The sequence below is a fragment of the Amphritea sp. GJ51-11 genome, assembly GCF_055808735.1.
The window spans coordinates 1,089,282-1,111,846 of record NZ_CM147881.1; the positions used below are offsets into that span (position 1 = coordinate 1,089,282).

The 22,565-nt window shown below is 48.7% G+C and carries 18 protein-coding genes; 9 read left to right on the plus strand and 9 right to left on the minus strand.

Going from position 1 to position 22,565, the window contains the following annotated elements; genetic code table 11:
- Nucleotides 1–133 precede the first annotated feature (133 nt).
- Both AC0L4K_RS04730 and AC0L4K_RS04735 read right to left on the minus strand, forming a co-directional pair.
- The gene (locus AC0L4K_RS04730) at nucleotides 134–757 is read right to left on the minus strand and encodes a putative quinol monooxygenase (protein WP_473268393.1); all 624 of its coding nucleotides are present in this window, start codon (nucleotides 755–757) and stop codon (nucleotides 134–136) included.
- Between the two features lie 27 nt (nucleotides 758–784).
- Nucleotides 785–1,798 carry a zinc-binding alcohol dehydrogenase family protein gene (locus AC0L4K_RS04735; RefSeq protein ID WP_473268394.1) on the minus strand — a complete coding sequence of 338 codons (1,014 nt, stop codon included), beginning with the start codon at nucleotides 1,796–1,798 and terminating at the stop codon, nucleotides 785–787.
- A gap of 168 nt (nucleotides 1,799–1,966) precedes the next feature.
- Here AC0L4K_RS04735 and AC0L4K_RS04740 point away from each other — a divergent pair, with 168 nt between their 5' ends.
- Nucleotides 1,967–2,881: a LysR family transcriptional regulator gene (locus AC0L4K_RS04740; protein WP_473268395.1), complete on the plus strand. Its 915-nt coding sequence runs from the start codon at nucleotides 1,967–1,969 to the stop codon at nucleotides 2,879–2,881.
- A gap of 159 nt (nucleotides 2,882–3,040) precedes the next feature.
- Entirely contained in the window at nucleotides 3,041–5,206 is a 2,166-nt protein-coding gene (locus AC0L4K_RS04745) for a CHASE domain-containing protein (RefSeq protein WP_473268397.1), read from the plus strand.
- A gap of 471 nt (nucleotides 5,207–5,677) precedes the next feature.
- Here the strand turns inward: AC0L4K_RS04745 and AC0L4K_RS04750 are convergent, their stop codons facing one another.
- Nucleotides 5,678–6,100: a YbaN family protein gene (locus AC0L4K_RS04750; RefSeq protein WP_473268398.1), complete on the minus strand. Its 423-nt coding sequence runs from the start codon at nucleotides 6,098–6,100 to the stop codon at nucleotides 5,678–5,680.
- 238 nt (nucleotides 6,101–6,338) lie between these two features.
- On the opposite strand from AC0L4K_RS04750, the gene AC0L4K_RS04755 reads away from it, so the two are divergent.
- The 5 genes from AC0L4K_RS04755 (at nucleotide 6,339) to AC0L4K_RS04775 (ending at nucleotide 11,247) form a co-directional block, all read left to right on the plus strand.
- Complete coding sequence (locus AC0L4K_RS04755) at nucleotides 6,339–6,464, plus strand: hypothetical protein (RefSeq protein ID WP_473268400.1); 126 nt, start codon at nucleotides 6,339–6,341, stop codon at nucleotides 6,462–6,464.
- 23 nt (nucleotides 6,465–6,487) lie between these two features.
- Nucleotides 6,488–7,675, plus strand: coding sequence for an acyl-CoA dehydrogenase (locus AC0L4K_RS04760; RefSeq protein WP_417226016.1), 1,188 nt, complete (start codon nucleotides 6,488–6,490; stop codon nucleotides 7,673–7,675).
- Nucleotides 7,675–8,883: a CaiB/BaiF CoA transferase family protein gene (locus AC0L4K_RS04765; RefSeq protein ID WP_473268401.1), complete on the plus strand. Its 1,209-nt coding sequence runs from the start codon at nucleotides 7,675–7,677 to the stop codon at nucleotides 8,881–8,883. The genes AC0L4K_RS04760 and AC0L4K_RS04765 overlap by 1 nt, the downstream gene beginning before the upstream one ends.
- A 159-nt stretch (nucleotides 8,884–9,042) precedes the next feature.
- Nucleotides 9,043–10,500 (plus strand): NAD-dependent succinate-semialdehyde dehydrogenase, encoded by a 1,458-nt coding sequence (locus AC0L4K_RS04770; protein ID WP_473268403.1) that lies wholly within the window; start codon nucleotides 9,043–9,045, stop codon nucleotides 10,498–10,500.
- 195 nt (nucleotides 10,501–10,695) lie between these two features.
- Nucleotides 10,696–11,247: a cupin domain-containing protein gene (locus tag AC0L4K_RS04775; RefSeq protein WP_417226010.1), complete on the plus strand. Its 552-nt coding sequence runs from the start codon at nucleotides 10,696–10,698 to the stop codon at nucleotides 11,245–11,247.
- 22 nt (nucleotides 11,248–11,269) lie between these two features.
- Here the strand turns inward: AC0L4K_RS04775 and AC0L4K_RS04780 are convergent, their stop codons facing one another.
- Both AC0L4K_RS04780 and AC0L4K_RS04785 read right to left on the minus strand, forming a co-directional pair.
- Entirely contained in the window at nucleotides 11,270–11,830 is a 561-nt protein-coding gene (locus AC0L4K_RS04780; RefSeq protein ID WP_417226007.1) for a mechanosensitive ion channel domain-containing protein, read from the minus strand.
- Between the two features lie 6 nt (nucleotides 11,831–11,836).
- On the minus strand, nucleotides 11,837–12,343 hold the full coding sequence (locus AC0L4K_RS04785; RefSeq protein ID WP_417226005.1) for a DUF1003 domain-containing protein: 507 nt from the start codon (nucleotides 12,341–12,343) through the stop codon (nucleotides 11,837–11,839).
- A gap of 429 nt (nucleotides 12,344–12,772) precedes the next feature.
- Here AC0L4K_RS04785 and AC0L4K_RS04790 point away from each other — a divergent pair, with 429 nt between their 5' ends.
- The gene (locus tag AC0L4K_RS04790) at nucleotides 12,773–15,829 is read left to right on the plus strand and encodes a bifunctional diguanylate cyclase/phosphodiesterase (protein ID WP_473268405.1); all 3,057 of its coding nucleotides are present in this window, start codon (nucleotides 12,773–12,775) and stop codon (nucleotides 15,827–15,829) included.
- Between the two features lie 70 nt (nucleotides 15,830–15,899).
- Here AC0L4K_RS04790 and aptA read toward each other — a convergent pair whose 3' ends face one another.
- Nucleotides 15,900–17,354 carry an omega-aminotransferase AptA gene (aptA, locus tag AC0L4K_RS04795; RefSeq protein ID WP_473268406.1) on the minus strand — a complete coding sequence of 485 codons (1,455 nt, stop codon included), beginning with the start codon at nucleotides 17,352–17,354 and terminating at the stop codon, nucleotides 15,900–15,902.
- Nucleotides 17,355–17,584: 230 nt separating this feature from the next.
- Between aptA and AC0L4K_RS04800 the strand changes: the two genes are divergently transcribed.
- Nucleotides 17,585–18,523 (plus strand): LysR family transcriptional regulator, encoded by a 939-nt coding sequence (locus tag AC0L4K_RS04800; RefSeq protein ID WP_417226000.1) that lies wholly within the window; start codon nucleotides 17,585–17,587, stop codon nucleotides 18,521–18,523.
- Here the strand turns inward: AC0L4K_RS04800 and AC0L4K_RS04805 are convergent.
- The 3 genes from AC0L4K_RS04805 to AC0L4K_RS04815 all read right to left on the minus strand — a co-directional run bounded on the left by AC0L4K_RS04805 (nucleotide 18,520) and on the right by AC0L4K_RS04815 (nucleotide 22,493).
- Nucleotides 18,520–19,257: an alpha/beta fold hydrolase gene (locus tag AC0L4K_RS04805; protein WP_417225998.1), complete on the minus strand. Its 738-nt coding sequence runs from the start codon at nucleotides 19,255–19,257 to the stop codon at nucleotides 18,520–18,522. The two genes, AC0L4K_RS04800 and AC0L4K_RS04805, sit on opposite strands and share 4 nt — an antisense overlap.
- 348 nt (nucleotides 19,258–19,605) lie before the next feature.
- Nucleotides 19,606–20,958 (minus strand): alanine/glycine:cation symporter family protein, encoded by a 1,353-nt coding sequence (locus AC0L4K_RS04810; RefSeq protein WP_417225997.1) that lies wholly within the window; start codon nucleotides 20,956–20,958, stop codon nucleotides 19,606–19,608.
- Between the two features lie 212 nt (nucleotides 20,959–21,170).
- The gene (locus AC0L4K_RS04815; RefSeq protein WP_417225995.1) at nucleotides 21,171–22,493 is read right to left on the minus strand and encodes a D-serine ammonia-lyase; all 1,323 of its coding nucleotides are present in this window, start codon (nucleotides 22,491–22,493) and stop codon (nucleotides 21,171–21,173) included.
- Between the last annotated feature and the right edge of the window lie 72 nt (nucleotides 22,494–22,565).

Genomic DNA, 22,565 nt, shown 5'->3' on the forward strand with positions numbered 1-22,565 from the left:
GTGGTTGGTTTTATTGCCGAACCACTCAAAAATAATGTGTATAGAGTAACATAAATTGACGTGTGATTTACTCAATGAAACGGTGTTAGTCTTTGTTGTTAAAGGATTTATATGCCTTTGTAATGTTTGCTGTTTATAGCAGGGTTACAAAATTCATATATTGTTCCAGTTCACCGATAACACACTCTTCCATTAATGCGCCGGTTTCCATGGCGTAAGGCTGTTTGAAGTGTATATCCCAAACGTCGGATTCTTTGCGCCAATGCTCATAGACAACCAAGGTTTCATCATCCCCTTCGACCGTGTAAAGATCGAACAGTAAGCAGCCGTCTTCGGTACGGGTATGGCTAATATGTTTTTTGAACTGTTGGATCAGCTTTGCACGGCTGCCGGGCTTAATCTTAAAGATGAAAAAGATATTAAATAACGGGTCTTCCGGGTTAGCCTGTTTTAATGCAATAGGGGCTGGCTGAGTATCATTGACGCTAAACACTTCAATGGGTTTATGCTGCGCTTGTTGCGCCAGTGCAAGCAGCTCTTTTGTGTAGGGCTGCTGCATATGAGTCGCTAATGCGGCCTCATCTTGCCAACGGTCGTAGGCAAAAAATAGATTGGGGTTAGCATTATCCCGATAGAGTCGCATTTCAAGGTTGCCGGGTTCCTGTGCAACGCCTTTTTTATTCACAGCTAGGGCGGTGGTAAATGCTGCGTTGAACTCTGGTTTAATTGAAAATTTGATAACTTGAGTAAAAGCCATGATGACTCTCCTGGTGAAATTAGATGTTTAGAAGCCTTCGAGTACGATTTTTCCCCGCGCTTTACCCGTTTCAAGCTGTGCGTGCACTTTCTTCAAATTATCAGCATTAATGCGGCCGGCGATTTCGGTTAGTGTCGTTTTGATTTTTCCTGCATCAATCAGTTCTGCGACTTTGCTTAATAGCTGGTGCTGGGCGGCAATATCGCTGGTACCAAACAAGGAGCGGGTAAACATCAATTCAAAGTGCACGGAGATCGATTTCATGACAAAGGGCTGGCTGGCAAAGGCTTCGACTTCATCGGTTAAACTGAAGCGTCCCTGTGGTGCGATCAACTCAGCGATATCTGCTAGGTGATGTTGACTGTGGTTGGTTGAAAATACAAAACCAGGCGCGCCTAACCCTAATGCTTCAATTTGTGGCGCCATCGGTTTACTGTGATCAATAACATGATGGGCGCCTAGCTCTTCCACCCAGGCTTGTGTCTCAGGGCGTGACACGGTGGTGATAATAGTCATGTCAGTCAGGGCGCGTAACAATTGAATCGCAATGGAGCCAACGCCACCGGCGCCACCAATAATCAAGATTAGCTTGCCGCCCTGAGTGGTTGGACGGGTGACATCTAAGCGATCAAATAATGCTTCCCACGCGGTAATGCTTGTCAGCGGCATCGCCGCTGCTTCTGCATGGCTGAGACTGGTGGGCTTTTTCGCTACGATACGTTCATCTACCAGATGGTATTCGCTGTTTGTACCTGGCCGAATCATGGAGCCGGCATAGAAAACTTGATCGCCTACTTGAACGTTTTGCACCGCTTCACCGACCGCATCTACCACCCCCGAGGCATCATAGCCTAAGACATTCCAGCCGCCCTCAAGAGCGGGCATACCCTGTCGGATTTTATAGTCAACGGGATTAACGGATACGGCCTGAATCTTAACTCGTAGGTCTTTGCCTTGTGGTATTGGCTGGTCGAGGCTGATATCGACGAGGGCTTCTTGACGGTCGATACTGCCGGGGGTTTGATATCCAATTGCTTTCATGGGACGCCTCATCTAGGTGTAAACGGTTGACTGGTTTGGTCTTGCTTATATGAGGCTTATGTTAGCTGTCCCGTTTTCAATGATCATCTAGCTAGATCAGGATTGATTTTCCTGTTTTTCGGGATAGTATGAAGGGAATAACGATCTATCTGTTGAGCGGAGTCAGTCTTGGATCTGGATTTAAAAACCTTAGCGTTATTTGTGCGTATTACTTCACTCGGCGCTATTGGTCGAGCAGGGGAGGAGTTTGGTCTATCGTCAACGAATGCCAGTCAGCGGATACAGGCCTTGGAGGCGACATTAGGAGTTAAGTTGTTTCATCGAACCACGCGGGTCGTTACCTTAACCCATGATGGGCAGGTGTTTTTAGAGCATGCCAAACGTATTTTGGATAATGTGGAGGAAACCTGGAACGTTTTTAAGGGGGACGCCGATAAAGTACAGGGTAAAATTCGCTTAACGGTGTCGGCCTCCTATGGGCGTATTTATCTAGTCCCTTTTATTCCTGAGTTGTTAGCCAAGTATCCTTACTTACAAATTGAGATCGATTTTACTGATAAAACCATCGATATTGTCGAGCAGGGATACGATATCGCCTTTCGTATGCATGCGCTCGACTCGACCAGTTTATTGGCCCGGCGCATAGCCGATAATCCGATGATCTTAGTGGCCTCGCCGGGGTATCTGGAGCAGGCGGGTTATCCTCAAACACCGGCAGAGCTTGCTCAGCACCGCTGCATTCCGTTTGCCAAATCAAACCACTGGCGCTTTAAGGATAAAGTGGGTGAAACCCATGAGGTATCGGTTTCGGGCCCTATTAATGCTAATTGGGGTGATGCAATTGCCGATCTAGTGGAAGCTGATATGGGCATAGGGATGGCTTCGTTATGGCATGTGGGCCCTGCGGTGAAGGCGGGAAGAGTGGTGCCTGTATTAACTGATTATAAGGTTTGGCCCGAAACCCGTATCTGGGCCGTCCGCCCACCGGGTCGGTTAACGCCGGTGCGGGTAAAGGTGTTTTTAGATTTTATTGAAGAGGTGATACGTAAAACGAATATTGAGCGCTATGGGGATTTATTATAGTACTCATTAGGTTAGCCTAGCTGGCTGCAAGTTAACTAAGGCAAAAACAGGTCATTCGCCAAAGGTCTGCTAGACTAAAAGCGGTTATACAGACAACTCTCACTGTGTCACTGTACACACTGATTAGTTCTCATTTCTCTTACGGAGTGCCGCTAGCGTTTGAATGTTGAACCCCACCTGAGTAAAAGTAAGTATTTGTTCTGCTTTTTACTCTATATTGGATCGGCCTGTGTGTTCGCGATTTTTAGTCCACAGGCCCAAATCGTCTCTTTATGGCCTCCAGCCGGTGTTGCGTTGGTAGGGTGTTTGCTGTTTGGTTATCGCTTTTTACCCGCATTATTTGTAGGCTCTTTGCTGTTCAATTCCGGCTCTGCTGTATGGCATGAAGGGGCGCTCAGTCTTACAGTGCTAAAGGCCTCTGCTTTGATTGCTGTTGGATCGATTATTCAAGCATGGGTCAATGTCCGCTTGCTACGGTATTTCCGCATCAATATCGTGGATGCTCCATCGTATGCACAGGTGTCGTTTTTTATCTTAATTGCTTTGGGCTGCTGTTTGATCAGTGCGGCTATTGGTAATGCGAGCTTGGCCTATTTCTATGGTGAAGTAGGACAGCGGCAGATTGATTGGAGCAATTTGTTAACCTGGTGGGGTGGTGATTTTCTCGGGGTCATTTTGGTGGCACCTTTGTTGTTGGGGTTACTCTTTCGACTGCCGGGAAAGTCTGATCCGAAACGGTTGTTGAGATCTTTATCGATGCCGCTCTTGATTATTATTGCCGCGTTTCAGATGACACAGCAGTTTTTTGGCGACTCGATTGTCACGAATATGGAAAATAACTTCATCTTAAAAGCTGAAGCGCTGGAGAATAACTTTAAGCGGGATGTGGATAGTTATACCGATGCACTGGATCAGTTAACGGTCTGGGTGGCACATCAAGAGCAGGTTAATAAAGATGATTTTTTGACCTATAGCCAACAGTTGATTGTGGATTTGCCAGGCATTAAGGGTATCTCTTGGAATCCGCTAATTAAGCCTAATGAGGTGGCCGCCTTTGAACATAATATGCAGCAAAATTATCCTGATTTTAAGGTAAAGGGGACGCCGTTAGCACCGGCCGATCCACTGGTCGTCGTACAGTATATTCAACCCTTAGCGTCCAACGAGGAGGCGTTAGGCTATAACGTGTACTCTCATCCAGTCCGTAAAAACAGTATGCAGATGGCTAAGAACCTGCGTACCAACATCGCCACGGATATTATTCAACTGGTGCAGCTTGAGAAGAATGATCCGGGATTTTTGATTTTCTCGCCGGTGTTTCAGTCGGTTGATCCGACGGACGATTCGATGGGAAGTTATGATTCGTTAAAAGGATTTGTAGTTGGAGGCTTCCAAGTGTCGGCGATCCTTGATCGCAGTATTAGGCTCAACGTGCAGAAGTATATGGGTCTGTATATCTACGAAAACGGCAACCCTGCCGAAAAGGTGTATGGCGATATCGGTATTTTGGCTGCTATTGAGGCAGAGGAAGGGCTCAATCATCAATTTATTATGAAGTCCGCTCAGCATGAGTGGACCTTTAATCTACATGTGCCTAAAAGTGCGATAACGGCGCTGCAGGTTAACGATATGTTGAGCTTTCTAGCGGTGCAGGTGTTGTTTGGTGTATTGGCCGTACTGATTACACTGTCGGCCTTTGGTTATCATGAGCGGCTGAGCCGTTTGGTTGATAGCCGAACCGAAGAGTTAAAGCGGGTGAATGATCAACTGCATCATTATGCTTTTTATGATTCCTTGACCGGCTTACCGAATAGACGTCTGTTTCTTGATCGCTTGAAACAGGCATTAGCACTGTGTCAGCGTAATAAGAGTGAGCTTGCTCTGCTATATATGGATCTCAACGGTTTTAAAATTGTTAATGATAGCTTGGGTCATGAGCAGGGTGATCGGTTACTCATCGAGGTGAGTCGACGTTTCGATGCGGTCTTACGGCATAGCGATACGCTGGCACGTTTAGGCGGAGATGAATTTACCCTGCTTTTACCGGATAACCCAGATCAAAACGATATCATGTCAATTGTGAATAAGCTGACCGAATGTCTAAAAGACCCGATCATATTAGGCGATACCAGCTTAGTGATTGAGAACAGTATCGGCGTGGCGATCTTTCCAAAAGATGGGCAGACGCTCGTCGAACTGATGGCCGCCGCAGACACGGCGATGTATGCCGCTAAAAAACAGTCTGATGCGGTGTGTTTTTATACCGAAAACCTGAAGACGAAAGCGAGTTTTACCACTGTCCATGAACTTGAAAATGGGGCCTGATATGGTCGGGCGTTACGCACGCTGAGTCAAAGTAGCATTTTAAATGCTAAAAGGTTGAGCTCATAGGGTTGAAAAAAGGCTGAGGGTTGCCCCCCAGCCTTTTTTCGTTTTTTATCTGTTTGATCGCGGCGTATAGCGCTTATGCCGCGATACTTTGTTCCCGTAATCTTTTTGCCGTCGCGATTATGTTGATCAAACGGGTAGCAACCTCATCCCAACCACGGGTTTTGATCCATAGGGGTTCTGCCGGAATCAGTGTGTTTCTTCTGCTGTTTAATAGCGCGTTCTGTCTATGGCAGGCCTCGTTCATCATCTTCTCCTGTTGATCCTTGGATGTAACGGTTGTTTTAACGAGTGCTAATGATGGCTTTCCGTTATGGCGGAGCGAAGAGGTGAACCGAGAGGTGAGTATTAGGGTATTGCATTTGGCGAGAGATGCTCGAAGGCTGCCTTCGCTAAAAGCAGTTAGTTTTAATCGTCGGCTTTAGCCCGTGGGTTATCGAGTGTGGGTTTGGCAGAAGATTGTTCTGATGGCCGACTCCACACATACCAAAGGGCAAAGACAACGGTAGTGGCAGCCAACGCTTTTAAGCCGGGATGGAACGGTAGAAAGATTAGTGGGTAGCTGATCATGGTTAACATCATGGCAGTGGAAAATAGCTTTGCCTTGAAGGGAATGACCCCGTGTTCTTCCCAATCACGAATGAAATGACCGAACATCGGTTGGTTAAGCAGATATTGATGCAGTCGTTCAGAGCTGCGGGAAAAGCAAAACGCCGCCAGCAGCAGAAAAGGGGTCGTAGGAATTAACGGCAGTAACAAACCGATAATGCCCAGCAGAACGAATATGAAACCGCCTAGCAGATAAAGCGTTCGGATCAGCGTGTGGCGCACATCACAACCTCAATGGTCTGTATTGGATTATCCTAACAGGTCTGTGGTTAAGGTATCGAACGGATTGCGATCAGGCAATAGATATCTTTAATGGGCCGCTGTTCGTCTGCTTATAGCTGAGATTGCTGACAGGTGTTAGGGTGGAATGCTATGACTAAACAGCTATGAATAGGCTGTCATTTCACCTCCCCCGGTTGGGGCATATACGCTAAAGAGGGGCGGGGGGTAATATCAGTAGATGGATAAAATCAGGATTATCGAAGGCCGGATGATACTTGATTTTGTAAAAAATAATGAACAATATACGGTTTTGATTCTAGTCGGTTCAGTGCTGTTGGCTGACTATAGTGATGGCCGTTCATAACGAAAAGCATAAAGGTGTGTTCCATGAGCAAATCTTCTACAAAGCCTGCATTTAACTGGGAAGATCCATTCTCCCTTGAAAGCCAACTGACCGAAGAGGAGCGCATGGTACGTGATGCCGCTCGCGATTACTGTCAGGGGCAACTGTTACCGCGGGTTACAGAAGCCAACCGTCACGAGATCTTCCATACAGAAATTATGCAGGAATTGGGCGGCCTAGGTTTACTCGGCTCTACTCTGCCAGAACAGTACGGCGGCTCTGATGTTAACTATGTTTGTTATGGTCTCGTTGCCCGTGAAGTTGAACGGGTTGATAGCGGTTATCGTTCGGCCATGTCAGTGCAGTCTTCTTTGGTCATGCACCCTATCTACGCATACGGTAACGAACAACAGCGGATGAAGTATCTGCCAAAACTGGCTTCCGGTGAATGGATCGGTTGTTTCGGTCTGACTGAGCCGGATGTTGGCTCTGATCCTAATAATATGAAAACCCGTGCCACTAAAGTGGACGGCGGTTACTGCCTTAAAGGCGCGAAGATGTGGATCACCAATTCACCGGTGGCTGATGTTTTCGTGGTATGGGCAAAACTGGATGGCGTCGTGCGCGGCTTTGTACTGGAAAAAGGTATGCCGGGTCTGAGCGCACCGAAGATCGAAGGTAAGTTCTCACTGCGTGCCTCTGTGACCGGTGAAATCGTCATGCAGGATGTGTTTGTGCCCGATGAAAATCTGCTGCCAAATGTGCAGGGTTTGGCCGGTCCTTTCGGTTGCTTGAATAAAGCCCGCTACGGTATTGCTTGGGGTTCACTGGGCGCTGCCGAGTTCTGTTGGACGGCTGCGCGCCAATACACCCTCGACCGGATTCAATTTCAGCGTCCTTTGGCGGCTAACCAGTTGGTCCAGAAGAAACTGGCTGATATGCAGACCGAGATCTCGCTGGGTCTTCAAGGTTGCTTGCAGATGGGCCGTTTGATGGATGATGATCGCTGCCCAGTGGAGTTAATCTCGCTGATGAAGCGTAACAACTGCGGTAAGTCGTTGGACATCGCCCGTGTCGCCCGTGATATGCACGGTGGTAATGGTATCTCCGATGAATTCGGTGTTATTCGTCATGTGATGAACCTTGAAGCGGTGAATACTTATGAAGGTACTCACGATATTCATGCGCTGATTCTGGGTCGGGCGATGACAGGCATTCAGGCGTTCTTCTAATGGCTGGCGCACTGAGTCATATCAAAGTACTGGATTTAAGCCGTATTCTGGCGGGCCCTTGGGCTGGCCAGTTATTGGCTGATTTCGGTGCTGAGGTGATCAAGGTGGAGCGTCCGAGCTGCGGTGATGATACCCGCAGCTGGGGGCCTCCGTTCCTCAAGGATGAAGAGGGTCATTCCGCTGATGCGGCTTATTTTCATGCGGCTAATCGGGGTAAGCAGTCGATAGCGATCGATATCACCACCGCTGAGGGCCAAGCGTTAATTAAACGCTTGGCGACCAAGGTAGATGTGGTGATCGAAAACTATAAGGTCGGTGGCTTGAAGAAGTATGGCCTCGATTATGACAGTCTCAAAAGCGTCAATCCGGCGTTGGTGTACTGTTCCATTACCGGTTTTGGTCAGGATGGCCCCTATGCCGAGCGTGCCGGTTATGACTTTATGATTCAGGCCATGGGTGGCTTGATGAGTGTCACCGGTGAAGCGGATGGTCAGCCGATGAAGGTAGGGGTTGCACTGGTCGATGTGATGACCGGTTTGTACGCCTGTAATGCGATTCAGGCGGCGCTGTTGCATCGCCGTGAAACCGGTGTAGGACAGTATATCGATATGGCCTTGCTGGATGTACAGGTGGCGACGTTAGCTAATCAGGCGATGAATTACTTGGCGGGTGGTCAACCACCGGCACGGTTGGGCAATGCCCATCCTAATATCGTACCCTATGAGGCTTTTCCAACCGCCGATGGTCATATTATCTTGGCGGTGGGTAATGATGCGCAGTTTGCTAAATTTTGTGCCTTAGCTGGGGCGCCTGAATTAGCGACGAATCCGGCCTTTGAAACCAACTCTTTACGGGTTGAGAATCGTGCCGATTTGACGCCGCTGGTGGCTGAGCTGATGACCCATGAAAGCAGTGACTGGTGGCTGGAACATCTATCGGCTCAGGGCGTGCCTTGTGGGCCAATCAATACGCTCGATAAAGTCTTTGCTGATCCTCAAGTGCAGCATCGTAATCTGCGGGTTGATCTGCCCCATGCGGTGGTTGGCAGTGTTCCCTCGGTGGCGAATCCGGTGAAGTTTTCGCATACGCCGATCGAGTACAACAACGCCCCGCCTATGTTAGGTGAACACACCGATGCCGTGTTGATTGGTCTTGGCTTAAGCGAAGAAGATATTGCACAACTCAAAGCGCGCAAGGTGGTTGGTTAACCTCTTGTGGCGCTCATTATGTATCGACCACTGAACCTCTGTTGATAACGGCCGCCAGCAGCGCTGTTATCTTCGGGGCGTTTAGTTCGCGTCTTATTATTCTATTTTTATATATCCAGTGGCTAAAGATCGTTGGGTATCGCTGTTTTGGAGTTTCATATGATTACCCTGAAAGACCCCTCCCTGTTAAAACAACAAGCTTATGTTAACGGTCAGTGGATTGATGCCCTAAATGGCGAAACCAATCCGGTGATTAATCCCGCCACCGGCGAACAGATTGCTACAGTACCTGATCTAGGCGTTGCTGAAACCGAAGCGGCGATTGCGGCTGCCGATGTGGCTTTTAAAAGCTGGAAAAAGAAAACCGCTAAAGAACGCTCAGCACTGCTGCGTAACTGGTTTGAACTGATCGTTGCGAATAAAGATGATCTGGCGATGCTGATGACTGCCGAGCAAGGCAAACCATTAGCAGAATCCGCCGGTGAAGTATTGTACGGTGCTTCTTTTATCGAGTGGTTTGCCGAAGAAGGTAAGCGAGCTTACGGCGATGTGATTCCGAGTCATGCGGCGGATAAACGTATTATCGTCACTAAAGAGCCGATCGGTGTAACCGCAGCGATCACCCCGTGGAACTTTCCCAACGCGATGATCACCCGTAAATGCGCCCCTGCGTTAGCAGTGGGTTGCAGCATGATTATCAAGCCCGCAGAAGATACCCCACTATCTGCGTTGGCATTGATGGAGCTGGCGGACCGTGCCGGTATTCCTGCAGGTGTGATTAATGTCTTAACCACTAAGCGACCTATCGAAGTGGGTAAGGCGTTAACCGATAGCTCTGTGGTACGTAAGCTCTCCTTTACCGGGTCTACGCCGGTAGGTAAGCAGTTGATGCGTCAGTGTGCTGATACGGTGAAGAAAACCTCCATGGAACTCGGGGGCAATGCGCCACTGATCGTGTTTGATGATGCCGATTTAGATAAAGCGATTCCGGCCGCGATTGCCTCTAAATATCGTAACTCTGGTCAAACCTGTGTCTGTGCTAACCGTTTGTTGATTCAAAGTGGTATCTATGAAGAGTTTGCCCAGCGTTATGCCGCTGAAGTGGCGAAATTGAAAGTAGGTAACTGCCTCGAAGGTGAGTTTCAACAAGGGCCCATGATTAACCGGGCCGCGGTTGATAAGGTGACCGCGATGGTTGAAGATGCGGTGGCAAAGGGTGCGCGGATTATTGCCGGTGGTAAGCCGCATGCATTGGGCGGTAACTTCTATGAACCCACCATTATTGCCGATATCAATAATGATATGCGTTTGGCCCATGAAGAGATTTTCGGCCCTGTCGCGCCATTGTTCCGGTTTGAAACTGAAGAGGAAGCCGTGCGTATCGCCAATGATACCGAGTTTGGTTTGGCGGCCTACTTCTTTACCCGTGATTATGCGCGGGTGTTCCGTGTTTCCGAAGCCTTAGAATATGGCATGGTGGCGGTTAATGATGGCATTCTGTCGACTGAAGTCGCGCCGTTCGGTGGCGTTAAAGAGTCCGGCACCGGCCGAGAAGGGTCTAAATATGGTATGGACGATTATCTGGAAATTAAGTACACCTTAGTGGGTGGCTTGTAAGCGCTGTATAAGTTCTTTAGTTAAGCTCTCTCTTTCGCTTCTTTATCTTTAGGAGCCACACCGAGGCGATAGGCCATCTATCGCTTCGGTGACTGGCCCTTTCTCCTATGCTGTTCTTTGTATAAAATATTTCGCACAGGGTATGCTGGTGTGCGATTATTCTAATCTATAAAAAAACTGATGGCGGGAACTGGTGTGGAGCATGTAGATGTTGGCGAACGCTTAAAGGCGATTCGTAAAATGAATGGGCTTTCGCAACGGGAACTGGCGAAGCGGGTTGGGGTGACCAACAGTACTATCTCAATGATTGAGAAGAACGGGGTAAGCCCTTCGGTGAGTTCACTGAAGAAGGTGTTGTCTGGTATTCCCATTTCGATAGGCGATTTTTTTACCTTAGATCTCGATGATATAGAACCCGATAGCGTGGTCTATAAAGCGGATGAGATGCCTGATATTGGTTCTAATAATCTGAGTCTTAAGCTAATCGGTGCCCGCCATAAGGGACGCTCGATGGATCTATTGAAAGAGCGCTATGAACCCGGTGCTGAAACCGGTTCTGAGATGTTGCAACACCCCGGCGAAGAAGCGGGTTTGGTGATCAGTGGTGAGATCGAGTTGACGGTCGGCTTTCAAATCTATCACCTAAAAGCCGGTGATGGTTACTACTTCAATAGTAACCGTCCACATAGGTTTCGTAATATTTCCACCGAGGTGTGCGAAATTGTCAGCGCTAACCCGTCGGTATGACGCTGGAGTCGTGTAAGTTGGTTTAAGTGTCTTTCGCTGTACTTTCAGGCACATTGATATGGGTAGACTCTGTTGGGCTTGTTAGTGGTGTTTGAGTCTGCGTAGGGGGATGATCAAATTTAATCACCGCTTTCTGTAAAATCAGGGTATTGGGATAGGTGAGGATCTGTCCTTGGCGACGGATGATGACATGAAACAACGTGATCTCATCGACCACACCACTGATATCGTCATCCTTATCGACAATCTTAATATAATCACCCACTCGATATGGGAAGCCAAAAAAGATAATCAAGCTCGCGGTGATATTGCTTAGAATCGACCACTGGGCAAACATTGCCACGCCGATGATGGCAAACACCGATGATAAAAATACCGACAGTTGTGCATATTGAATTCCCAATATCAGTGTGAGCAGGGTGAAAAACAACACTGTCAGGGCGATATTGAGGGTTTTGGCAATATATTTGAGCCGGTAGGGATCGGTGCCCTTAAGCTCACCCAGCCGATTGATATTGCGATTGATAAAACGTAATGCAAGGGCATAAACAGCAATGACCGCAAACACGATAAAGTATTTCATCACGGGTTATTCTCCTGAAGGTTTATTGCCTTGTTGAACGAGCGTGTCGCTGAGTTGATCCAATTTTGTGTGTAAGCGCATGATCTGCAATTCCAATTTAAGATTGATCTCAAAGGTGGCATCCTGTTTTATCCGATCTTTTGCTGCTTGTCGGTTTTGCGACATCATAATAATTGGAGCCTGAAAGGCAGCCAAGCTTGAAAGCCCAAGGTTCAGCAGGATATAAGGATAGGGGTCAAAGGGTTTATCGATCAGCAGATAGCTGTTAGTCATAATCCAGGCGATGATAAACAGAAAAAAGAGCGAGATAAACCACCAAGAACCGCCAAAGCGAGCCACCACATCTGCTATTTTTTGTCCGGTGGTTAGGCTGTCGCTGTAGGCATTGTTGACGTTCTCCGACACGGTTGTATGTTCGGCAATACTGTTGATAACTTTTTGCTCTTTTTCGGCCAAAGCGCTGTAGTTTTGCCCCAGTAAGGCTTTGGCTAGGTTTTCAAAGTAATGTTTCATATCAATCTCCTTAGGCGGATTCATCCCAGTATAGAAGACCCGATATGGTGCGCGGTTTGAAATTTTTCAGCGTGATCCAATATTCACTCAGTTATAACTCATTCTCTTTCGCTTAAACATTCTTTTGGCTAACGATTGTGGTTGTTGTGGTTTTTCTGTCAGTCCGTTGCCCACCGCAGAGAGGTCTACTAATGGGGTGTTAAGTTTTCTGTGACAAAACCCTATTAAATTAAGGTTAATTTGACAATATGTAACTACTATATAAAGACGTTGTTATACGATTGCTATAGGCTGCGCTGCGGGCCATGGAGGCCCTAAGTATACCCCGATCTGAGGTGGATTTATCGCGGATTAGATGGGGCTGAGGAAAACGAATAAATGATATTGAGTTGTCAGTTTGGGTCTTTAAGGTGCCGCTTGGTTCTGCTAATGCTCTTGATTGCATTGCCGGGTTTTTTAGCTGTTTTTATTCACGTGCAGCAACAGCGAGAGTCGGCGATCAATATCAGTCGAGCACAGGCGCGTTTTGTGGTGGAACATTCGGTGTTACATCAAAATATTTTGGTTGAGAGTACCCGTAAATATCTCAAATTATTAGCCGATAGTCCCTTTGTAAAGAAACCTTCTGATCCGAGCTGCTCAGCTTATTTAGCCAGCATTCTGGAATTAAATCCTGATTACGTGAACCTTGGGGTTCCCCGTTACGATGGTCGACTATATTGCAATGCGTTGCCCCTTGAAAAACCGGTCTCTGTCGCCGATCGAGGCTATTTTCAGCGAACCATTCAAAATCACGAGTTTGCCATTGGTGAATATCAGCTAGATAGAGCGGCAGAGGTGGTGAGCGTAAACTTTTCTTATCCGGTATTTAAGGATGATGGCACGATTGCTGGCGCGGTGGTCGCGGTGGTGGCGCTGACATGGTGGAATGATTACCTAGCTAAATCGGGCTTACCGAGAGACTCGATTGCGGTGATAACCGATGCCGAGGGCTTTATTGTTGCGAATTACCCATCCTCAACGGATAAGATCGGTAAGCGGGAGAAATTGCTGCATCAAAATACCCTTGCCGCGAATAACCCTATCATGATTGATGTGGATGGTATTCGAAGGGTTTATTTCACCGCAGAGCTATATACCACCCCGGCGGGCCGAACAATCACGATGAGTATTGGGGTGCCGGTTGAGGATGAGATTGCCGCTGCCAGTCGCCAGCTATATATGAGCCTGATGTTGATGAGTGGGGTCATGTTCTTGGTGCTATTTATTGCGATTAAAGGGCTTCGTGACGGCATTTTACAACCTTTGGCGCAGCTTACCCGTGCCACTCGATTATTATCCCAAGGGCGTTTTAGTGATGTTGAGGTGACCAGTGCAGCCGCCGAAATTAAGGAGTTACATACTCAGTTTAAGGGGATGGCGCAAAAGCGCTTGTGTGCCGAGCAACAGGCACTGGAACGTAATGAAGAGCTAAACTCTGTGTTTAAAGCGCTGCCAGATCTTTATTTTAGACTTGATGAACACGGCATTATTCTCGATTTTAAGGCGGATAAAGAATCTGATCTCTACCTCGCACCGGACGTTTTCCTGAATAAGCCGATGACCGAGGTGATGCCTGAAAACGTCGATATGGCAAACCATTTAGGGCAACTGCAGCAGCTTATCGAGCCGGTAAGTTGGGAATATAGCTTGACCTTCCCTGAGGGCGAGAAGTTTTTTGAGGCCCGCCTTAATCGGATTTCAGGTACGTCGCAGTTTATTCTAGTGGTGCGTAATATCAGCGATAAAAAGCAGGCTGAGGCATCGTTAGAACTCTCTTCAATGGTCTTTCATTCGATTAGCGAAGGGATTTTAGTCACCGATATTGATGGTCTTATTGTCGAGGCTAACCCAGCGTTTACTAAAATTACGGGCTATCGCACCGATGAGTTACTGGGGCAAACACCGGCGATATTAAAATCGGGTTATCATGATCAGGCATTCTATGAGTCTATATGGCATCAGTTAGACACGGAGGGATTCTGGGAAGGTGAGATCTATGATAAGCGTAAAAATGGTGAGGTGTTCCCCCAATGGTTAACGATTAATACGGTTTACGATAATGATGATAAACCGTATCGAAGAATCGCTATGTTTATCGATTTTACTGAAAAGAAACGGGCAGAGGAGGTGATCTGGCAACAAGCGCACATGGATATTCTGACCGGGTTGCCTAATCGAAAACTATTCGGCGATCGAATCCATCAAGAGCTGGAGCATACGGACCGCAGCGGTTTGCCGACCGCGATTCTGTTTCTCGATCTGGATATGTTTAAAGAGGTGAATGACACCCTTGGCCACGCGATGGGTGATCAGTTATTGGTGCAAGTCGCAGCCCGAATCTCTAAGTGTGTGCGTTCGGTCGATACCGTTGCACGTCAGGGAGGAGACGAGTTCGCCATTATTCTCAGCCAGGTTAAGAATATGCATGTGGTTAACGCTATTTGTGAGGAGTTGCTCAATAGTTTGGCCATGCCCTATCAATTGGGAGATGAAGATGAGGCGGCCTATATTACCGCGAGTATTGGTATCACCTTTTATCCCGATGATGCGACTAATGTCGGCGATCTGATTAAATCCGCTGATCAGGCGATGTATGCCGCGAAAGAAAGAGGCCGTAACTGTTTTCAGTATTTCACGCGAGAGATGCAGCAGGAAGCCGTTCAGCGGATGCAGTTAATTGCCGATATGCGCCGTGCCATAACGGAGCATCAGTTTGTGCTCTACTATCAACCGCTGGTGTTGTTAGAAGACCGGTCTATCAATAAAGCCGAGGCGTTAATTCGTTGGCGACACCCCGAGAAAGGTTTGGTTATGCCGGATGAGTTTATTCCGACGGCGGAAGAATCCCATCAGATTTTAGCGATTGGCAGTTGGGTGCTAGAAGAGGCAACCAAAACGGTGCTGATGCTACAGCAGAAATATGATGCGGATTTTCAGTTGAGTGTGAACATCTCGCCGGTACAATTTGAAAGCCTCGATAGCAATATCTCTTCTTGGTTAGAACAACTGGGTTCATTAGCATTATCGGGGCAATCGGTGGTTGCTGAAATCACCGAAGGCATGATGATGAGTGGTTCAGACGAGATCCGTGAAAAGATGATTGCTTTTAAAACAGCTGGAGTGCAGGTGGCATTGGATGATTTTGGCACTGGCTATTCAAGCTTGGCTTATATCAGCGAATACGATATCGATTATCTTAAAATCGACCAGTATTTTGTCAAAAATCTATCACTTAGATCCGATGCCTATACATTATGTAAAGCGATCATTGTGATGGCGCATAACCTCGGTATTAAAGTGATTGCCGAGGGGGTCGAGACCGAACAGCAACATCGTCTATTGTTAGAGCTAGGCTGTGATTTTGGTCAGGGTTATCTCTATTCAAGACCGGTGAAACTGGGCGATTTTGAACAGCTACTGCATGATCGGCGTCAGCAAAAATGATGAGTTTAGATCTGTAAGACTAGGGCTGCCAAGCGAGGATCCAGCAAAATAGAATCTAGCAAATCAAGCCTTACTGATAAGTAAGGACGTGTACAGAGGGGAAGGTGCGGGCCTGAAAGCGAAGTCCCAAAGGCGTTCCGTCAAATGGTAGGCAAAAAAAGCCGACGACGAGATAGCTCGCCGCCGGAAAGGTTACTGCTGTGATGTTTAAGCGAACATATCTTCTGCGGTTTCGCGTAGTACATTTACCAGCCGGTCGATATGGTTGGCTTCGATGGTTAAGGGGGGAGAAAGCAACGATATTACCCATCGTCCGCACCATCACGCCGCGCTTGTAACAGCCTTTCTGGAAGTCCAAACCGATCGGGCCGTTAGCCGCTACTGAAGCATCAAACTGCACTGCACCAACGAGGCCATAGTTACGTACATCGATCACTTTTGGCGCATCTTTCAAGCTATGTAATGCATTTTCAAAGTGAGTGCCAATCTCACCGCTGGCGCGGGTTAGCAAACCTTCTTTCTCATAGATATCCAGTGTTGCCAAGCCTGCAGCACAAGCGACTGGGTGGGCAGAGTAGGTATAGCCATGGTAAAACTCGATGCCACCGACCGCGACGTTGTTAATAATCTGGTCGTGAATTTCATCTTTAACGAATACGGCACCCAGTGGGATCACACCGTTGGTGATACCTTTTGCTGAGGTGATCATGTCTGGCACAACATCAAACTCTTCTGAAGCAAAGGCTGAACCCAAACGTCCCCAGCCGGTAATGACTTCATCAAAGATCAGTAAGATATCGTACTGGTCACAGATCTCGCGCATACGTTTCAGGTAACCCTGTGGTGGCATAATCACGCCACCGGCACCGCTCATCGGTTCGATAATCACTGCGGCAATACTGTCAGCACCGTGGAAGTTGATCAGTTGTTCGAGGGCTTCCGCCTTATCGATGCCCTGTTCTGGTAAGCCTTTACTGAAGGCGTTATTAGCGATATCCAGTGTATGAGGTAGGTGATCGGTTGGCAGCAGTGGGCCAAAACCAACACGGTTAGGTGTCAGGCCACCGACTGAGATGCCACCGAAGTTAACACCGTGGTAGGCCAGTTCACGACCGAGAAACTTAGTTTTACCACCTTTACCACGGGATTTCTGATATTGCAGGGCAATCTTCAGCGCAGACTCAACGGCTTCTGAACCGGAGTTGGCGAAGAATACCTTATTTAGCGAGGCTGGCGTATGTTTGATTAGACGGTTGGCAAACTCAAAACCGATCTCATGACCAAAGTTAAAAGGGGATGCGTAATCCAGATCGCGCAGCTGCTGGCTAACCGCATCGGCGATTTCAGTACGGCCATGACCGGCATTAACACACCACAGTCCGGCGGTTGCATCGAGAATTTCTTGGCCTTCATTGGTGTAATACATAACACCTTCGGCGCGCTCAATTAGACGAGGTTGGTTTTTAAAGTCCCGGTTAGCCGTAAATGGCATCCAGAACGCATCCATATTGATGTTTGTGCTCATGAGAAAACCCTGTTTAGGTTATTAGTAATGGCCCGTTGCTGACGTCAGCTCAGCATAGAACGTTGTCGTTACCCGTTAACATTAAGCGCTTGCTTGAACAGGAGAACCCAATGTCATGGTTTAACTTAATGGCCTTATAGCGTCATAGTAGCGTCAGTGTTAAAGTCTTATAAATAACAAACATTGAATGCTTACTTTAGTGTTTATCAAACTTAATAGGTGAGACTTAGATGGTCGGAAAAGCTCTGCAAAGTATGGGGAAGGTTGGGGATTTTGAGATCCGCCTACTACGGGTTTTTAAAACCGTGGTTGAGTGCGGAGGATTTTCCGCCGCGGAGGTGGAGTTGAATATCAGTCGTTCGACAATTTCGGTGCATATGTCGAACCTTGAAGCGCGGCTCAAACTTAAACTTTGCCAACGGGGCCGTTCCGGTTTTGCTTTAACTGAGGAAGGTTTAACCATCTATAACGCAACCCGGCAGCTATTTTCTCGGTTAGCGGAATTTCGTTCCACCGTTAATGCGCTGCATCAGCAGATGACCGGAGAGGTGCGGATTCTCACGTCGGATACGATCAGTTTGGATGAGCGATGCGGCCTGGATGAGGTGATCGCCGAGTTTGCCGCATTGGCACCGGATGTGTATATCAGCTTTGATACCGCGCCCCTTGGAGAGATCGAACGGCGGGTGATCAATGGCGATGCGGATGTTGGTTTTATTCCCCACCATCGTGATATTGAGGGGCTAGATTTCCTGTTAATGTATAAAGATAAATCGATGCTCTATTGTGGTGATCGTCATCCGCTATTTAATGAGCAGGACCAGAAGCAACTGAATGATGCCTTGAAGTCATGTAAGTTGGTTCATGCGGGGGTGTTGACCAGTCCTGAAGCAAATCAGCAGCTAGTGGAAATGAATAAAGCGGCCGAAGCCTATTATTATGAAACCCGGGCGACCATGATTTTGTCCGGTGTATATGTGGGGTTTCTGGCGGAGAAATTTGCCCAGCAGTGGGTAGCGCAGGGGCGAATGCGGGCGTTGCTGCCTGAAACCCGGTTTTATAATTTACAGGTGGCTGCCATCAGTCGCCGCTCTGGGCCGTTAAATAAACCCAGAGATCTGTTTATGGAACTGTTAAACCAACATATTCAAACCAGCGAAGCGGACTAACCTTTGAGCCATTCGGTTATCTGACGTAATAGCCAGTCGGGCTGATCGTGGGGGATATCATGGCCCGCCTTCGGGTGTTGAATATGTGGCATATGCCAGCTGTTTGCCAGTTGTTCTGAACAGTGTGGATTGACCAGTTTATCTTTAGCGCTACTGAGCAACAGCACCGGTTTTTTAGGCGGATAGGGTTGGGGGCCGCACTGGATGGCCAGTTGTAGCTGGCGTCGCACATTGCTGAAGCTGAGAGGGTATTCCAACTGATACATCTGCCAAAAAGATAGTGTTTCCTGCCGTCCATAGGATGATTCACAGGTGAGATCGAAGAGCGCTTTTTCCCGAGGGTAGCCAGTGCTGAGCATCGCACGGATGATTTTTGGCCAGGCTCCGGGCTGCAAGCGCAGGGGGAAGCTGGTGTCGGATAAGCTGCTGTTAATTAGTACTACACCGCGTAAATCATCGGGATATTCCTGCATCCAGTGATAAGCAATCATACCGCCTAGAGACAGTCCAAGCAGATACACGGGTTGCTCTGGTCGGTGGCGCCGGTGCAGGTCATTGATGAGTTCATTCACCGAGGTCGGGCAGGGGTGACGGTATCGCTGACCGTTGCCCGGTAGATCGATACAGCTCACTTGGGTGTTGGGTAAACGCTGTTGCATCTGTTCTGGAAATGAACCCCAGTGGCGGCTTTCACGGCATAAGCCGCGCAGTAATATCCAGTGTTGTTTAGCCATAACGGTATTTGTTTCACCTCCGCTCCTCACACAGTCGACACTTCAGTGTTAGCGGTACTCGCTTGGCCCTATTGGGCAGATGGCCGGGCTGTTGTCAGTTTAATTGGATGATTGCAGAGTACCGTTACACCACCGTTAAAGTGTAGTCGGAAATAACCGCTGCGAAAATTTTGCGGTGAGACTATTTTAGCACTGAAGCTTGGTGTCATTAGGCTTTAAGCCGGGAGCAACCCCTTTGCCCTATCTAACCTTTAGCAAGCAACCGCTGTAACCAGCCTCTCACAGTAAAGGTATAGACGTAAAAAAGGAGGCCGAAGCCTCCTTAGATATTAACGGGTAGAAAAGGCATTATGCTTGTTTGGCAAAGTATTCCCGTGTCAGTCGGAAGACGACTGGGCTGAGCAGTGCCAGGGCGATCAGGTTTGGAATCGCCATCATTGCGTTGAGGGTATCCGCCAGCAGCCAGATGAAATCAAGGCTGACACCGGCACCCAGAGGCACGGCAATAATCCAAGCGATGCGGTAAGGGGTGATGGCTTTCAGGCCAAATAGAAACTCAACACAGCGCTCGCCGTAGAAAGACCAGCCAATAATGGTGGTAAAGGCGAAGATCGCCAGTGATACCGCAATCAGGTAGTTACCCACACCCGGCAGAGCCTGTGCGAAGGCGGCTGAGGTCAGTGCCGCACCGGAAGCCCCAGAGGTCCATTCACCGGAAGTGATGATCACCAACCCGGTGATGGTGCAGATCAAGATAGTATCGATAAAGGTACCCAGCATCGCTACCATGCCCTGACGGACAGGGTCTTTAGTTTGTGCAGCAGCGTGGGCGATAGGAGCAGAACCAAGGCCCGCTTCATTCGAGAAGATACCTCGGGCTACACCAAAGCGGATCGCCATCCAGATAGCGGCACCGGCAAAACCACCTTCCGCAGCGCTGTCAGTAAAGGCGTAGGTGAAGATCAGGTTTAAGGCGTGGGGGATAGCATCCGCATTGATGGCCAAGACAATCAAACCAGCCACCAGATAGGCAATCGCCATCACCGGAACCAGCGCGCCAGCAACGCTACCAATACGCTTGATACCACCGATCAGCACTGCGCCAACAAGTACCATCAAAATAATACCGGTCAGCCAAACATTCAGTCCAAAGTTAGACTGGATAACATCGGCAACGGAGTTCGATTGCACTGTGTTACCGATACCAAAAGCAGCGATGGCACCAAAAATAGCGAAGGCAGTACCCAGCCAAGCCCACTTAGCGCCTAGACCGTTTTTGATATAGTACATCGGGCCGCCCACATGGTTGCCTGCTTCATCGACTTCACGGTATTTAACCGCCAAAACCGCTTCTGCGTATTTGGTCGCCATACCCACCAGTGCAGTACACCACATCCAGAACAATGCGCCGGGTCCGCCGAGGAAAACCGCGGTAGCAACGCCGGCAATATTACCGGTGCCGACTGTTGCTGAGAGGGCGGTCATCAGTGCTTGGTAGGGTGGAATCTCACCCTCTTTGGCTGCATCGCCGTCAGCGGCGCGGCCGCTCCATAGCAGTTTAAAGCCGGCTCCCAGTTTGAAAATTGGCATCAGCTTCAGACCCAACATCAGAAACAGGCCAACTCCCAGAATAAGAACCAACATCATTGGCCCCCAGACGACACCGTTAATCGCGCTGATTATTGATGTGATAGCTTCCATATGAACTCCCTAATTATTGTAATTATCCCCGCCGACAGACTTATGGTCTGCGGTTGGGTATGTGACCGTTTATGGCGATCGTTTAGTGAAACTAGCGCAGCAATCGTCGAGCCGATGGCTTAAAGAGTCGCTGCGTTAGTTGCAAAAAATCCGGCAATGGTTAAAGCCGGTCATCACTCAGGCGCTCAATGTGATCGGCCTGAGCGTATCCTTTACAGGCTGGCGAGTTGAGCGCCATGCTGCTGGAATTTTTCCATCTCTTGGGGCGGTACAAACAGGCCACCAGTCGTCCAGAGTAGGTGGGTGGCGTTGTGTATAAGCGGTGTTAACTGTTGTTGCTGTTGATAAGCCTTACCCGCATCGCTATGGCTTAACCAGCGTGGCCCGGCAAAACCCGCAGCAGCGGAAGGCTCGATCTCAAGGCCTTCACACTGGTTGAGCTGATAGAGGTGGCGGAACAGTTCATCATCGGTGACGGTAAAGATGCCACTGAGAATGGTTTCCATCATCGAACAGACCCAACCAGAGGCCATGCTCACCGCCAGCCCATCGGCTTCGGTGGCCACGTTGAGGCCGACCTGATAAACCGATTCTGGATGACGCTTATCTTCCGCTTGCATCCCCACCAACACACAGGGGGCTTCCACCGGTTCGGCAAAGAAGCAGTGTACGGCGGGGCCGAATACCTGCTTAAGGCCGAAGGTGATGCCACCGGGGGCACCACCGACGCCGCAGGGTAGATAAACAAACAACGGGTGTTCAGCATCGACGACAACCTGCTGCTCGGCGAGTTGCTGTTGCAGACGCAACGCGGCGACGGCGTAGCCAAGAAAGAGCCGCGGCGAGTTTTCATCGTCGACAAAATAACTGCTGGGATCGGCGTTGGAAGCCTTTCGTCCCGCATCGACCGCCGCGCTGTAATCATCACGGTGTTCGATAACGGTCACACCGCGATCACGCAGTCGTTGTTTTTTCCATTGCTTAGCCTCGATGGACATATGTACCACCGATTTGAAACCCAGTGCCGCACTGATAATGCCGATACTTAAACCGAGGTTGCCGGTACTGCTAACAGCGACCTCATGGCGATTGAATAGTGCTGTAGCGTCGGGACCGAGCAGGGCTAAATAGTCATCTTCGGTGCTCTGGATAATGCCATGCTGCAGGGCCAATTGTTCGGCATGACAGAGGACTTCATGGATACCGCCACGGGCCTTGATGGATCCGGCAACCGGCAGCGCATGATCAGCTTTTATCATTAGCTTGCCTGATAACTCAGGATAGTGCCGTTGTTGCAGTGAGGTGGCAGACTGTAGCCTTGATTCGATCAGCCCTTGGTGGGCTTCTAGTTCAGGAAAGAGTTGTTGCAATAGCGGTGCAAAACGTCTGAGACGCTGATCGGCTTGGTCAATATCATGGCGGCTTAGTTCGCTTTTATGTGCGCTAAGATCGGCCCTGTAGTCGGGGTTCAACCATAACATCGGCTCGCTGGACGTGAGAGTTTGTCCTAGCGGTGTATCAATAAGGTGGCTCATAGTTGGCTCTGCATCTTGTTATGTTTGTATCGCGCAGTGGGAGGTATTTTCTAGTCTTCAGTGAGGCTAAAC